At 42.0% G+C, this 13,395-nt stretch carries 16 protein-coding genes and 1 tRNA gene; 6 read left to right on the forward strand and 11 right to left on the reverse strand.

The genetic code is table 11. The features are described 5' to 3' along the window. Window positions 1–137 precede the first annotated feature (137 nt). Window positions 138–287, forward strand: a complete 150-nt coding sequence (locus BK582_RS27355) for a hypothetical protein (protein ID WP_167553243.1) — start codon at window positions 138–140, stop codon at window positions 285–287. A gap of 49 nt (window positions 288–336) precedes the next feature. On the opposite strand, the gene comGB is transcribed toward BK582_RS27355, so the two are convergent. Further along, on the reverse strand, window positions 337–1,362 hold the full coding sequence (gene comGB / locus BK582_RS22350; protein ID WP_078597151.1) for a competence type IV pilus assembly protein ComGB: 1,026 nt from the start codon (window positions 1,360–1,362) through the stop codon (window positions 337–339). Next, complete coding sequence (comGA, locus tag BK582_RS22355) at window positions 1,359–2,438, reverse strand: competence type IV pilus ATPase ComGA (protein ID WP_244895462.1); 1,080 nt, start codon at window positions 2,436–2,438, stop codon at window positions 1,359–1,361. The genes comGB and comGA overlap by 4 nt, the downstream gene beginning before the upstream one ends. 103 nt (window positions 2,439–2,541) lie before the next feature. On the opposite strand from comGA, the gene BK582_RS22360 reads away from it, so the two are divergent. Then, a tRNA-Gln gene (locus BK582_RS22360) sits at window positions 2,542–2,616 on the forward strand. Between the two features lie 52 nt (window positions 2,617–2,668). On the opposite strand, the gene BK582_RS22365 is transcribed toward BK582_RS22360, so the two are convergent. After that, window positions 2,669–3,199, reverse strand: a complete 531-nt coding sequence (locus BK582_RS22365) for a YtxH domain-containing protein (RefSeq protein ID WP_078597153.1) — start codon at window positions 3,197–3,199, stop codon at window positions 2,669–2,671. A 236-nt stretch (window positions 3,200–3,435) separates the two neighbouring features. Here BK582_RS22365 and BK582_RS22370 point away from each other — a divergent pair, with 236 nt between their 5' ends. Next, complete coding sequence (locus BK582_RS22370) at window positions 3,436–4,137, forward strand: helix-turn-helix transcriptional regulator (protein ID WP_078597154.1); 702 nt, start codon at window positions 3,436–3,438, stop codon at window positions 4,135–4,137. A gap of 123 nt (window positions 4,138–4,260) precedes the next feature. Beyond that, window positions 4,261–4,506, forward strand: a complete 246-nt coding sequence (locus BK582_RS22375) for a DUF2626 domain-containing protein (protein WP_078597155.1) — start codon at window positions 4,261–4,263, stop codon at window positions 4,504–4,506. Window positions 4,507–4,628: 122 nt separating this feature from the next. Here the strand turns inward: BK582_RS22375 and BK582_RS22380 are convergent, their stop codons facing one another. Next, complete coding sequence (locus BK582_RS22380; protein WP_218190755.1) at window positions 4,629–5,762, reverse strand: SAM-dependent methyltransferase; 1,134 nt, start codon at window positions 5,760–5,762, stop codon at window positions 4,629–4,631. Between the two features lie 456 nt (window positions 5,763–6,218). Beyond that, the gene (locus tag BK582_RS22385; RefSeq protein WP_078597157.1) at window positions 6,219–6,860 is read right to left on the reverse strand and encodes an MBL fold metallo-hydrolase; all 642 of its coding nucleotides are present in this window, start codon (window positions 6,858–6,860) and stop codon (window positions 6,219–6,221) included. A 263-nt stretch (window positions 6,861–7,123) separates the two neighbouring features. Between BK582_RS22385 and BK582_RS22390 the strand changes: the two genes are divergently transcribed. Beyond that, entirely contained in the window at window positions 7,124–7,309 is a 186-nt protein-coding gene (locus tag BK582_RS22390; RefSeq protein ID WP_078597158.1) for a DUF2759 domain-containing protein, read from the forward strand. A 78-nt stretch (window positions 7,310–7,387) separates the two neighbouring features. Here the strand turns inward: BK582_RS22390 and BK582_RS22395 are convergent, their stop codons facing one another. From BK582_RS22395 to BK582_RS22415, 5 genes are all read right to left on the reverse strand, one after another. Then, window positions 7,388–8,482 (reverse strand): MTH1187 family thiamine-binding protein, encoded by a 1,095-nt coding sequence (locus BK582_RS22395; protein ID WP_078597159.1) that lies wholly within the window; start codon window positions 8,480–8,482, stop codon window positions 7,388–7,390. A 17-nt stretch (window positions 8,483–8,499) separates the two neighbouring features. Further along, window positions 8,500–9,087 (reverse strand): hypothetical protein, encoded by a 588-nt coding sequence (locus BK582_RS22400; RefSeq protein ID WP_078597160.1) that lies wholly within the window; start codon window positions 9,085–9,087, stop codon window positions 8,500–8,502. A gap of 78 nt (window positions 9,088–9,165) precedes the next feature. Further along, a complete protein-coding gene (locus tag BK582_RS22405) occupies window positions 9,166–10,128 on the reverse strand; it encodes an ROK family glucokinase (protein WP_078597161.1) in 963 nt (320 codons plus the stop codon). A gap of 61 nt (window positions 10,129–10,189) precedes the next feature. Beyond that, a complete protein-coding gene (locus tag BK582_RS22410; RefSeq protein WP_078597162.1) occupies window positions 10,190–10,393 on the reverse strand; it encodes a YqgQ family protein in 204 nt (67 codons plus the stop codon). A 282-nt stretch (window positions 10,394–10,675) separates the two neighbouring features. Continuing rightward, the gene (locus BK582_RS22415) at window positions 10,676–11,188 is read right to left on the reverse strand and encodes a hypothetical protein (RefSeq protein WP_078597163.1); all 513 of its coding nucleotides are present in this window, start codon (window positions 11,186–11,188) and stop codon (window positions 10,676–10,678) included. A gap of 302 nt (window positions 11,189–11,490) precedes the next feature. On the opposite strand from BK582_RS22415, the gene BK582_RS22420 reads away from it, so the two are divergent. Beyond that, window positions 11,491–11,889, forward strand: coding sequence for a YueI family protein (locus BK582_RS22420; RefSeq protein WP_078597164.1), 399 nt, complete (start codon window positions 11,491–11,493; stop codon window positions 11,887–11,889). A 41-nt stretch (window positions 11,890–11,930) separates the two neighbouring features. Here the strand turns inward: BK582_RS22420 and BK582_RS22425 are convergent, their stop codons facing one another. Continuing rightward, window positions 11,931–13,391, reverse strand: coding sequence for a spore germination protein (locus tag BK582_RS22425; RefSeq protein WP_078597165.1), 1,461 nt, complete (start codon window positions 13,389–13,391; stop codon window positions 11,931–11,933). Window positions 13,392–13,395: the final 4 nt, after the last annotated feature.

Here is a 13,395-nt window from a genome sequence, read left to right on the forward strand (position 1 = left end):
ATCTTTTTCATAATTCCTTCCACTCCTTTTTTGTAGATATTTCGCTAATGCTGGCGGAAAAAGTCTTTTATTTTTTCTGTTGAATGAACGGGAACGCAGTTATAATATTTCATAGAACGATACAGGGAGAGATGAAAGTGTCTGAAACAATGGGGAAACTACTGTACGAAGAATTTATTAATAAACTCGGGAGACCACTGACCGAGGAAGAAGCTGAGCTCCTCGAATGGGCGGCAGGGAATCTTACCGGAGAACAGGGAGAGCTGAAATTGAAGGGTACATCATAATACAATCTTCGGCTGTCACAATTAGATGAACATCGATAACACAATCGATTTACCATCCATCAACGATACTGAAAACCGGAAGCATCATAGACAGAAATAAAATCAATACAACGGCTCCTATAAGACTGAAGAGAACAGGCTGAAGAACAGTTATGAAACGTTCCATTTTTTCATAGTGGGTGTTGAACAAATAATTTCCATAGCGTTCAAGTTCTTCACCGACCTTCCCCTTCGCTTCTCCAAGTGAAATTACTGCTGAGAGCTGAGGTTCAAAATGTCTTCGGCTGCTAATGCATTCTGAAAAGGAATTACCCTCAAGCAAGTCAAATGTCACGGACTCTGCCTCCTGACGAAAGAAGAGAATAGGAGCGTCTTTTTTAATTGTTTCAAGAGAACTCTTCATGGAAAAACCGCTTTTCAGCAGCGGAGCTAACTGGGAGATAAAATAATATGTGAGCATAGATCTGGTTAAACTGCTGATATAAGGTATTTTCACCAGCATCTGCATTCTCTCAAGGGCCGGCTTTTTCTTGAGCCAGATAAGAGCCAGTAAGATTACTGTTAAGAAACTTATGAGAAAGGGCAGCTGAAAAAAAACAGTCAGGGAGATAACCGCAGATGTAATCCATGGAAGGGGCTGTCCTGATGAAGCGAAGTAAGACTGAAAGTGAGGGAATACCCCCTCTGATAATGCTCCTGCCATTACAAGCAGACCTGTAAAAAGAAATAAAGGATACTGAAGGAGTTTCCTTCCCTTTTGTCTGATATCGTGTTTCTTCTTCAGCAGGAGGCTGCCATTATTGAGGGCACTGCTGAAATCACCTGTCCGTTCAGCAAAATACAAATAACTTATCACATCATTTGTAAAGCCTGCATCACTGAGCTGTTCAGCAAAGTATTCACCAGCCTGCAGGGCGTCATATACTCTCAAAGACCAGTCTCTTGCCGCTCCTGGCTGATACGCTCCTAAGAGCTTTAACGCCTCCCCCATGCTGTATCCTTCTTCAAGAAGAGATCCTAAATGCCGGAGCCATTCTCCTCTTTCCAAATCATTACGGAAGATGTACTTTTTCATTTCAATTCCTCAATTTCCAGAGCTGGTATAAATCCCAGGGCTATCCCTTTATTTACTACCGCCCCCAGCTTTTTTATGTTTTTCCGTGCTTCTGTCTCCCGGCCAGAAAGCGCGTCATCCAGCAAGGTTCCCTGCAGCAGTTCGAAGACTGCGCCTCTTCTTCTGGAGCGGTATTTTTTGCAATATGGAGTGCACTCTTCACAGTACGGACATCTTATTTCTACCAGCCTCTGTGCTGCCACAGCTTTTACAGTATCCCTCAGCTCTTCATTACTGATCCCAAGGTCATTAAGCCTTCTTATAGCGTTTAATGTATCACTGCTGTGCATAGTGGAAAAAACAAAGTGTCCTGTTAAGGCTGCTCTTACAGCCATCCTCGCAGTTTCACCGTCTCTGATTTCACCAATCATTATGATGTCAGGGTCGTGGCGCAATAAGCTTCTGAGCCCTTCAGAATAGGTGACTCCGGCTCTTTCATTAATTTCCATCTGTAGAAAATTGTCATGCTTCTGCTCCACCGGGTCTTCAAGGGTAATAATATTTCTGTTCATTGTGTAAAAGCAGGAATCGAGAAGAGAATATAAAGTAGTAGTTTTCCCGGAACCTGTCGGACCGCAAAGAATAAACAATCCGGATCTTGACTTGACGGTATTCAGCAGCTGTTCTGCCTGATTAGGAAAAATGGCAAGCGTCTGGAGTTTTTGTCTGTTGTAATAAGGAAATAACCTGATGACCAGTGTTTCACTGGCTGAAGAAGGAAAGGTGGATAAGCGCATTGCATAAGGGGTATTTCGAAGTAATATTTCCAGAGAACTGTTTTGCGGACGCCTCCGTTCACCAACATCCATACCTGATAAAAACTTAAGGTGACTTATAATCTTTACCATCATATGGACCGGCAGGCGTTCCATTTCTGTCAGATGGCCATCGATACGAAATCGTACAACCGCTGTTTTCTCCATGGGGACAAAATGAATATCAGAGGCATTAAATGAGGCGGCGCGATGAAGAATATTTTTTGATTTTTTTTCAACTTCCATAAAGACACCAACACCTTTCTGTATCAATTTTTTCAAACACTAATTTATTCGCTGTCTTTTTACAAATACCTTCTTTTTTCTGCAAAAAAGTTGAATATTTTTTTAAGTTTTTTCGTACTATATGTAACAGATAAGATAATGGGATGTAGCCAAGCGGTAAGGCAACGGACTTTGACTTCGTGATACGCAGGTTCGATCCCTGCCATCCCAGCCATTTTCATGACAAAGAAGTAAGCAATGGAGCGATTGCCCCATTGCTTATTTTTTTACTGATTATTAGTATTTGCTGTATCTTTACCAGACTCGCTTTCCACCTTAGTGTCTTCAGTTCCCTGGCTTCCTGCCTGATTACTGTATTGCTCAATATCGCTTCTCAATTTCTGGCTTGTGTCCTCGATTTCAGCCACTACTTTTTCAGCAAGTTCCCGGCCCGCGTCTTTTTCAGTCTCCATTATATTTTTAATATCCTCAGTCAGTTCAGAACCCATATTAGCTGCTTTATCAGCCACCGATTTATAATCTCCTTTAACACGGCTGAACTGCTCTTTAGCTGCTCTGGAAAGCTCGGAGGACTTATCTTTAGCAAGCTGAGTATACTCGTTGCTCTTTTCCACTGCAGTGTTTTTGAACTCTACAGTCTTACCTTTAGCCGTGAGCGCCTTCTCGTTTATATTTTCTCTAAGTTCCCTGCCTGACTTCGGGGCAAGCAGCATTGCTGATGTTGCTCCAATAACTCCGCCAATAATTGCACCGATCAGAAAATCTTTCGTATCCATGCTGTTACCGTTTTTTCCCATTATAAATAACCTCCCTAATTAAGTATCTCTTCTTTATTACTATACGTTCCTTGTTTTTTCCTTCAATAAACCCCGATTACTTATGTACATCAAGGAATTTTTTTCAAATGTTCACAAAATTGTACGGGGCCAGGCCCCCATTTATCACGTAAAGTAGTTTATTATATTGTAAAATACACTTTTTTATAAAGCTGCCTCTTGTAAATGGACGGCGGTTAAAGGCAGGAGTGAAATTTATGGAACAGCAAACACTAAAAATCACAGGGGTTCTGTCAGACCCTACCCGTTTTTCAATTTATCAGTATGTATCCCGCCAGCATCGTGATGTCACTGTTCAGGAAATTGCCGAAACTTTCGAGATCCATGCAAATGTTGCCCGCCTCCATTTGACTAAACTTGAAGATGTAAACATGCTTGTTTCAGATACGAAAAAAACAGGTAAAGGAGGAAGACCAAGCCGTTTCTACAGACTTTCTGATGAGGTTGTCAGCTTGCAGTTTCCTTCCCGGGATTACCAGCGTCTTTCGGAGATTGCAATTCAGACTCTCGCCTCCCTTGGAGAAAAAGGCGAACAGGCGCTGATTGAAACAGGCAGAACCTTTGGATTTGAAACGGCAAAGGAGTTTGCCGAGAATCTAAACTATAACCCTAGGCTTATGAGCCCCGAAGAAAAAACAGAGATTATTCAAAAAATTGCATTGTCACAAGGCCTGAACCCTGAAATTAATTATAACAACGAAACAAATGAAATTTCATTTCGGATTTTCAACTGCACTTATAAAGAAATCGCCCAGCACCGCCGGGGAATCTGCAAGATGCACCATGCGCTGATCAATGGCATATTCAGCTATTTTTTCGGGGATATTAAGCTTAAAGAAGAAGCAAACATGTTCGCCAGAAACGCAGCGCCGTGCATGTATTCAACAGTAACTGTATAGCTGTTCCTGGCTGATATATTTATTTTTATTTTACAAAGAACTGCTTTCGTTTTATAATAAGGTGTACTGTTAGCGTCCCATATTATAAAAACTTAAGCAGTTACATAAAAGGAGGGAAGCATCTTGGATCGCATGTTCCGTGTTTGCGGCTTCTGGACTGGTATATTTGCCGTATTATTTTTGGTTGGATCCATGCATGAGATGGCGATTTTGTTCTTCGGGCAGACTGGTGCTTTTATCGCGCTTAGCTACCTGAAGCTGACAGAAAGAGCTTACATGTATATTTTCGGCGCATACTTAACTTTGTTCTTCGTAGGATTCACGTATTTTTCAACATTCCTGCTCGAACCAGGAATCGGAGGACATTAATAGTCCCTTGCCGAAATTATCTAAAACCCCCGCCTGGCTGGATCTGGCGGGGGTTTTAACGTTTTGGAACTGTAAAAGCATGTTTTCATGATTTCAAAGACCAGCATTTCGCCAGCCTGACGCTATAAAGAATACGGATCTTCATTGAATATTTTATACTCAGCAGACCTCGCAGTGTTTTTACCGAGTATATTAACCTGGAAAGCCGAGCTAATGCCTCCAGGCTGAACCAGAGACTGTATAGCTCTGTTTTGCCTGAAACTATCGGAAAAAGGATGCGGGTCCCTTACCTCCTGAAGAAATTTAAACAATCCCCCATTTACGAGAAATTTATCCTGATTATTATGATAAATAATAGAATAACCTGCATCTTCCCCAATCTTAATAAAAGCATCCCACTGTACATGAGAGGTAATATCCATTTCTCCAGGCATATCTAAAGGATTATCAACCAGTTGGTGCTTATGATAACCTCTTAATGAACCCTCTCTCCTCTCAGGCTGAATTAGCTGCTCATTTGTATACCCATAATCGACTGTTACGAGGAGTCCTCTCTTTTGCCATCCGGCAAATTCCTTAAGCAGTTTCTTCATTTCCAGATTTACTTCTGTGCGGAATCCTTCCGGCAGCTCAGGACCATAATCCTTTATCCAGCTGATAATCTCATCATTTTCACAGGCTCTCAACTCTTCTTTCAGGAGAGCTTCTTCCCCTGGAAAAACAACAGCTTCCAGCAGCTCCTCTTTACCCTGTACAACAGAATGGACAGGCAGGGCATCAATAAGCTCATTGGAAAAAATTATGCCTGAGAAGTCAGGCACAAGATTCCTTGCTGAGGCTGCAGAGGAAACTATCTGAACCTTTTCTCCGTAAGCTTCGGATATCTTATTAAGTGTGCTACGGTGATAGGGGCTTGCATCGGCAATAATATATATAATATCTTCATACAATTCAGGCACTTCGTCTTTGAAATATGAGAGTACATTAGAAGCAAAGCTTCCATCTCCGCCCCCTGCTTCAAAGATGACTGGTGTAAGCTCCTCTTTCTTGAAAACATCCGCAAAAAACCTGGCAAATGTCCGTGCGAAGACAGGGTGTACATGGTTGCTCGTATAGAAGTCTCCTGCTTTCCCGAGCTTCGTTTTCTCTTTCATATAATAACCTGTATCCGCATTATACAAGGCAGTCCTTATGTATTCAGCATAGCTCCATGGCGGGTCTGTCTGAGCGAGCAGTTTATAAACAATGTTAGTCATAAATCCATCTCCTGTGTATATCGTTATCATTTAATCAGGCTGAAATCATATTAGTCCTGGTTGCCTCTGGTCACTGTCTTTCTGTCTTCTGTTCAGACCTGCAGCTGGATTTTTTACACCAAAAAATAGTTTAACAACATTGACATAGTGTTTATGTCGATTTATAATAAATTTGTCAGTAGAACAATGAATTTCGGGAGTTCCCCCTCCCCCCTCAAAAGTTCATTGATACTTGATTAACTCCCCAAACGACCTTTCATTTCCCCATGAAAGGTCAATTTTTTTTGCACTTTAAGAAAGCATTAAATTTTGCAGTGAAGCTGCCTCGACGCAGTGAAAAATTTTTAAGGCTAAAGTATAAATGCAACTACGCCTCTGTCATCGCGAATCTGCGAGTTTTCTTTACCTGAAAACAAGGGCGCGGCATTCAGAAAAGCGCCCCCATTCAGACAGCTGTTACCAGCCAAAGCCGTTAATAAAAGGATTTATTTCTTTCTCCTTGCCAATCTCCGTAACAGGACCATGGCCATTTGCTACAATTGTTTCATCAGGCAGACTGAGCATTTTTTCATAAATCGTATCCATGAGTGTCTCATGGTCTCCCCCTGGCAAATCTGTCCGGCCTACTCCTCCATGAAACAAAACGTCACCAGAAAATATGATGCCCTTTTCTTTCCAGTAATAAGAAACACTTCCTGGAGAATGACCTGGTGTTTCAAGTATTTGTAAGTGGATTCCTATTAGTGAAATGTCTTTTTCTTTCGAGGACAGAATATGATCAGCCGGACCAGCCTTCACCGGCTCTATCCCCGGAAAGAGACCTGACCCGTTAAGCTGTGGATCAGTGAGCCATTCAGCTTCTTTTTCGTGTATGTATACTGGCGCTTTAAAAGTGTCTCTCACGATGTCCACTGCCCCGATATGATCGAAGTGAGCGTGTGTCAGCAATATTGCCTTTACAGATATGTTTTCATCTTTCAGCCAGCCCAGCAGCTTTTCTCCATCACCGCCAGGATCCACGATAATCCCCTCTGTCCCATCGTAAATGACAAAACTGTTTGTTTGCAGAGGCCCCAGGGGAATTTGTTTCCATTTCATAATTTATACCTCCTCTTATTACACTACTAGTATTGTACTATTTTAAATGCTTACAGGAAAATAATTAATTCTCCCCCTTTTTCAGTCTTTATTCAGCTTTCCCTCGACAAAAGCTAAAAAAGACAGTAAAATATAATATGTATTTTGTTCTCATAATAAAGAATGATGGCTGATTGTCCATCACTGTATTCCATCTTTCAGAAAAGCAGCATTCTGGAAACATTTACAGAAAAAGGATTACATAATTGAAGGAGGCACAATAAATGGAATTTGGTATCATTACCTTGTTAATTGCCATTTTTGCAGCAATTGGCTTGTTCCGCGAACTGAAAACGAAAAACTTTTTCGCTGTCGGTTTCGCAGCAGTTACTGTTGCTGTGTTTGGGTGGTTCGCTGTCATGACACTTTACTCTGTAATATTCACTGGCGGCGGTGGAACAGTAGGATAAAACTTAATTTCAAAAAAAAGGAACGGGAAACCCCGTTCCTTTTTCCATTATTTATAACTTTATCCCGGTTTGAAACCATTAGGAATTATCCGGGTTCTCTCCCTCATTTATTTTTTCCCTTACAGAACGCAGTTTTCCTTCCATTGAAGAACCAGCTGAGTCCCTGCGGTCATCAATTCTGATGTTAGTTGCCGTTCGCTGATGCCCTGACTTGAAAGGCAGTTCATGAATTTCCCTGATTATCTCGAACAGCACATCAATATCTCCTTCAATAATTGTACTCATAGGAGTCAGTTCAAATTTTATCGGTTTATCTGTTTTCTTTAACATCTGATGTATTTCCGCTACAGCTCCCGATACACTTGTAGTGTTTGTTCCAATTGGAATTACCGTAATATCTGCTATTGCCATTTTTGATTCCTCCCTTTTATTAACGTGCGTGCTGCGAGGCATTCTCACTCTTGAAGGAAATTCCTTCAGAGCAAGCCGGCGATATGCCCTGACAGCAGTTTTCAAGTGGCGGTCTTCAGGATCTCCAGTGGTCACATACTTCTGAAGCTGGTATGACAGATTTAATATCTGTGTATGCAGCTTTGTACCGCCTCTCCTGTTCATCCAGTATGCAGCGGCAGGCAGAAGTATCAGAGACAGAACGGAAGCTGCCTCAAGAGCTCTGAGCCATGGTACCCCGGCTGCTGATATACCCGCAAATAATATTGGCACCATCAAAAAATAAAGCAGGACTACATTTGTGGAGCAGTACCTGTTTGTAATATCCGCCGCCCTGATCTTGTCCATATTTCTTGTGGACACGACCCCTTTATAGCTGAATACTTTATGTTCAGCTCCATGATATTTTTTTAATTCCCGCGGAAACCAGAAATGTGTTCCAAGCAAAAAATAAATCAGAGTAAATGCCGGCAGTCCGGTCCATCCATCCCATCCGGCAATTGATGCAGCATAAGGAATAATTATGAGCAGAAGCCATGTTAAGAAGAAAAAATGAAACCACAGAGGCATGGAGAAGTATAATATTTTCCCTGCATAGGCAAGTGAAAATATATTCAGAGGTTTCAGCCATGTTTTCGATCTGCCATTCACTTCATGTGTACATGCGATATTACTTTTCCCGATAAATAATATGCCTTTATTAAACGACATTCCTTTTATCATTTAGGTGAACCCCTTTTTTACGGAAGCCTCTCAAGACGCTGCAGTTCCCAGTATTTACCGGAACCTTCGTTTAATATGTCTCTGACAGAGACACCTTTCTGCCCTGTTATATCCGAATCTTCCCAAGTATGATAATAGCTTACTTCAATATATTCCGCTGTGCTGGAAAAATCAGAGAAGGTTATCGTCACTTCACCGAGTGGTCCGTAATATATATTCTCATCCGCTCTGTTAGGAAACTGTACGAAAATTCCTTCATCTCCCTGTTCAAACTGATCTCTTTCATAAATAATTTCTGCAGACTGTGTTAACAGGAGCCTGGAATCCATTATCTCAAAATCAACCGGTTCGCCTGCATCATCAACAGGAGTAATTTCTATAAAACCCGCGCCTCTCAGACCATCACTCGGGAAATCCCCCCACTGCCAGTTCACCCTCAGTTCTGTTTCACCATTATTGTTTTCTGTCTCAGCCGCCAGCTGGACAAAATTTAAAAGCTCTTCATTAGTCACCTGTTCCGCTTGGTTTAATGTCATATACCCCATAATGAATAAACCTATCATTACAGTGAGGGGCACGAATAATACGATTTTATTTCCTCTCATGTCTCTGTTCTCCTTCTCTGCTAAACTTCTTAAAAGAAGGCTGGAGCATATGCCCCAACCTTTCCGGCTCAAAATTTGCTATAAATTCTGTTTCGCAAGCCATGCTGCCCCAATGACTCCTGCATCATTGCCCAGCTGAGCCTCCCTGATCCTTGTTTCCATTGCGATCTTAGGAATGGCATGTCTTTTAAACACTTGTTCAATTTTATTAATAAGGTAGTCCCCGGCCTTAGATACACCACCACCGACTACTATCATTTCAGGATTCAGCCCGTTAGCAAGGTTTGCCAGCGCAAGACCAAGATGAGCAGCAGCGTGATTAACTACTTCCAAAGCTGCATTATCTCCTTCTTTTGCACAATCAAAGACATCTTTAGCAATCAGCCTGCCTGTTTCTTTATAAAGCGTGCCTAGTTTTCCAGCCGGATCCCGTTCCGCTGCTTTCATACCCTCTCTTGCTATACCTGTTGCCGAAGCAACCGTTTCCAGACATCCGTGCTTTCCGCAATTACAAGGGCGGCCATCCTCCATCACAGTTGTGATATGGCCGATCTCCCCGGCCATACCACTCATTCCGTGGATAATTTCTCCCCCTGCAATTATTCCTCCGCCCACACCAGTGCCCAGAGTGATACAAAGGAGATTTTCGGCACCATTACCTGCACCCTTCCACATTTCTCCTGCTGCTGCAAGATTAGCATCATTGTCTGTAAAAACAGGCACACTAAGCAGCTTTTCCATTTCATCTTTTAAATAATAATTTTTCCACCCCAGGTTTACAGCTTCATAAATCAGCCCGATCTCAGTATTTATAAACCCTGGTGCACCGATACCCAGCCCCAGTAACCGTGAAAAATCAAAACCAGCCTCTTTCAATTTAGCAGAAACAGAGTCGGCGATGTCCTTTACTATGTTCCTGCCTGCATTTGATACGTCTGTATGTATCTCCCATTTCTCAAGGATATTACCTTCAAGGTCAGTTAACGCAAGTTTTACAGTAGTTCCTCCTATATCCACTCCAGCCAGCAAATGCTTTTCCATCCTTCTTCATCCTTTTTATGCAGAATACTTTTTTCATGGCAGCAATATGTTTCTATATTTCCTATTGCTTGTCCTTACCTACAGCGAGCCGCTGCTCCTTTTTAATCAGGAGCAGGCTGTCTAGGTATACATCTTTTTCAATTAAGCCAAGCCGTTCCAGTTCTTTAATCTCTTCTTCCATGAGTTCCAGGTCAGCGGCCCTGTTCCCTGTATAAATGATTGTTCCATATTTTTTTAATAACTGCTGCAATTTAAAAAAAGTCACGGTAACCACCTTATATTAAATAACTAGATTTTAAATTTTATCGTTGATATTCACTGCAGGACGCTCTTGTCCTGTGGGCATTGCTTCAAAGAGCGTTACTTCGCCGTAAATGCGTCGATTTGTCTCGACGGTTTCTCTCCGGAGCTACGCTGGCAGTGGAAGAGACAGTCTCGCACCTTTCATGGAAATCAACAATGCGCCTAAAATTAACTTCTGCCTTTAATACACCAAATTTTAAATCTGACCTGTTAAAATGCAGTGTCTGGTAAAGCTCTGTGTTTATTATACCAGCTTAAACAGGGCAAGGAAGATAAAAAAGAACAGTGGAACATAAATAAGCACTGCGCCCAGTCTGAACAGCATCTTTAATTTCCACATTAAAAGCGCCCCAAGAAACAGCATGCCTGCAAAAACAGGGAGGAATAAAAATAAGAACCATGCTGAGAAGCCAATTATAGCAAAATCGATTCCTATGATAAAGAAGAAAGCCGCTAATAGGACCCAGTGCAGCCAGCCACGGTATGGAAAATACCCATAGGACGGATGAAACTGGCGGAAAAAGAAGAAGGCTAAACCAAGACAAAAGAGAATAATAAAAAATTTAGTGAAAAAGACAGGAAGCCAGCTGAAAAATGCCGCCCCTGTTATAATTCCAAACCAGAATGAAATAAAACATACGGCTCCGGCCACCATTAAAAATACCGGCAGAGAATACCAAATTTTCACTGTGGCTAAAGTACCTATCGCCATTCCCGCCAGGCTGATAAAAATGAAAAATAAAAAAAACTGACCCATATTACTCGCCCCCTCACAGTATCTTATGACTGGCAGTCCATGATAAGGACAACTAATTTATCCCGATGTAACCGTCCGTATAACTCCCGCCCCAAAACACGAGATGAAGTGAAGATGTTCAGGCGGGATATAACGGGCGCTAACATCCCGATTGGTTCAGCTAACAATCAGTGGGGATGAACAAAACTCCCACTGATTGAAAGTTCACTTTATCGTTTGTAAAGTCTTCCTGAATCCTGTTATACTAACCCACATAAATACGAACACTAAGACCAGCCTGGTAAAGAAGAGAGGGACATAAAATGTCTAAGAACAAACTGGAAGAAATTTTAGAAAGAGGATTATACGGTACTCCGGAAATCCGCCCGGAAGAACGAAAATTATTCCTCGGCACGATTGCAGAACGGGTTCATCTTGCATTGACAAATAACCAGGTACGGAAAAAAGGGCTGTATGAAGAGGCAGTGGAAGTGATGAAGAAAAACAGCGATGTTCAATTATACATTAACGGATTTTTAAGCTACCCTGCTTACTCTAACTATATCCAGGAAGCAAACAAACACTCCGTCGGTTTTACGATTGTAAATGACGGCCATCCCACGCCATTAGGAATCGTACTGGCTTCTTCCCGTGCTCTGGATACTCCTGAAGACTTTTTTATTAAAGATGATGAATTTTACAGAGACATGCCTGATGAATAAAAGAAATGCCGTCAGCTCAATATGCTGCCGGCATTTCTTTTTTATTTGTCCGGATCCATCGGATGGATAGCTCTTGGTCTTCTGTTTTTCAAAGGCATAGGTGCTCTTAATAAAACATCGCGAAAACCACGGAAATTAAACGGAATAAATGGCCAGAAATATGGTGTGTCGTATACCTTGATAAAGGTGAGCAGGAAAATCAGTGCTAAAGAACCTGCCATGTAGCCAGGAACATGAAAGAAAGCGGCTATTAAGAGCAGGATTACTCTCATAAGCCGGTTCGCAAGACTCATTTCATAACTTGGTGTTGCAAACGTTCCTATTGCCGCCACCGCCAGGTATAAAACGACTTCATGGGAAAATAAACCAACCTCAATCGCAACTTCCCCAATCAGTATTGCCGCCACCAGTCCTAAAGCTGTAGCCAAAGCTGACGGAGTATGAATAGCCGCCATCCTCAGCATCTCAATTCCTGCTTCCGCGATAATAAACTGTGCAATTAAGGGCACCTGCCCTGTTTCATTTAAACCAATATAAGACAAGCCTTCAGGAAGAAGGTCAGGGTTATCGGCAAAAAGGAACCATAAAGGCAGCAGAAAAATAGAAGTCCATACTGCTGCAAATCTTACTAACCTGAGAATACTTCCTATGACAGGCTTCTGTCTGTATTCTTCTGCATGCTGCAGATGGTGCCAGAAAGTAGTTGGAGTAATAATAACACTGGGCGAACCATCTACAATAATTAAAACATGCCCTTCAAAAAGATGGGAAGAAGCTACATCCGGCCGCTCTGTATACCTTACAAGAGGATAAGGGTTGTAATGCTGTCCAAATATATACTCTTCAATTGTTTTATCCCCCATGGGCAGCCCGTCAGTATCAATCTTTTTCAGTACTTTTTTAATATGGCGCACTAATGCCGGGTCAGCAATGTCCTCAACATATGTAATACAAAGATCCGTATAGGAGCGTCTGCCGATCCGGAGATATTCATTTCTTAATGTCCGGTCCCTCACACGCCGCCGGATCAGCCCGGTGTTAAAAACAAGGGTTTCCACAAATCCATCTTTGGAACCGCGGATAACCTGCTCTGTATCCGGCTCATCCGGGCCCCGTACCGGATACTCTCTTGTATCCATTAATATTATATTGTCATAACCATCCACTAAGAGAGCTGACTGTCCGGACAGAATCTGGATAATTACTTCCTCCAGGTCTGTTGAGGTCTCAAGCTCAATGTAAGGAATTCTCGACTTGATCCAGTAATCTACAAGGTCGACCTCATCAGGCTCCGCTTTGCTCCTGTTCAATTCTCTTTGAATCTGAGTCAGAGCTACATCTTTCGCAAAGGCATCAACCGTGAATAAGGCCAGTTTTACACCTTTGTATTCCAGTTCGAGGAAAATGAGGTCAAAGCTTTTGTCGACAGCGAGCTGTTCTTTTAAGTAGGCTACATTTGTACTCAAATTCTTTGCCGCCGCTTTTTTTACAGGTTCAGCCATATAT

This window comes from Evansella clarkii, assembly GCF_002019695.1.
GTDB classification, from domain to species: domain Bacteria; phylum Bacillota; class Bacilli; order Bacillales; family Salisediminibacteriaceae; genus Evansella; species Evansella clarkii.

Bases quoted from the DNA above. Each gene is read 5' to 3' on its own strand.
- comGB (WP_078597151.1), bottom strand. From the start codon at position 1,362: ATGAAAAAGTACATCTTCCGTAATGATTTGGAAAGAGGAGAATGGCTC.
- BK582_RS22365 (WP_078597153.1), bottom strand. From the start codon at position 3,199: ATGGGAAAAAACGGTAACAGCATGGATACGAAAGATTTTCTGATCGGT.
- BK582_RS22370 (WP_078597154.1), top strand. From the start codon at position 3,436: ATGGAACAGCAAACACTAAAAATCACAGGGGTTCTGTCAGACCCTACC.
- BK582_RS22380 (WP_218190755.1), bottom strand. From the start codon at position 5,762: ATGACTAACATTGTTTATAAACTGCTCGCTCAGACAGACCCGCCATGG.
- BK582_RS22385 (WP_078597157.1), bottom strand. From the start codon at position 6,860: ATGAAATGGAAACAAATTCCCCTGGGGCCTCTGCAAACAAACAGTTTT.
- BK582_RS22390 (WP_078597158.1), top strand. From the start codon at position 7,124: ATGGAATTTGGTATCATTACCTTGTTAATTGCCATTTTTGCAGCAATT.
- BK582_RS22395 (WP_078597159.1), bottom strand. From the start codon at position 8,482: ATGATAAAAGGAATGTCGTTTAATAAAGGCATATTATTTATCGGGAAA.
- BK582_RS22400 (WP_078597160.1), bottom strand. From the start codon at position 9,087: ATGAGAGGAAATAAAATCGTATTATTCGTGCCCCTCACTGTAATGATA.
- BK582_RS22405 (WP_078597161.1), bottom strand. From the start codon at position 10,128: ATGGAAAAGCATTTGCTGGCTGGAGTGGATATAGGAGGAACTACTGTA.
- BK582_RS22415 (WP_078597163.1), bottom strand. From the start codon at position 11,188: ATGGGTCAGTTTTTTTTATTTTTCATTTTTATCAGCCTGGCGGGAATG.
- BK582_RS22420 (WP_078597164.1), top strand. From the start codon at position 11,491: ATGTCTAAGAACAAACTGGAAGAAATTTTAGAAAGAGGATTATACGGT.
- BK582_RS22425 (WP_078597165.1), bottom strand. From the start codon at position 13,391: ATGGCTGAACCTGTAAAAAAAGCGGCGGCAAAGAATTTGAGTACAAAT.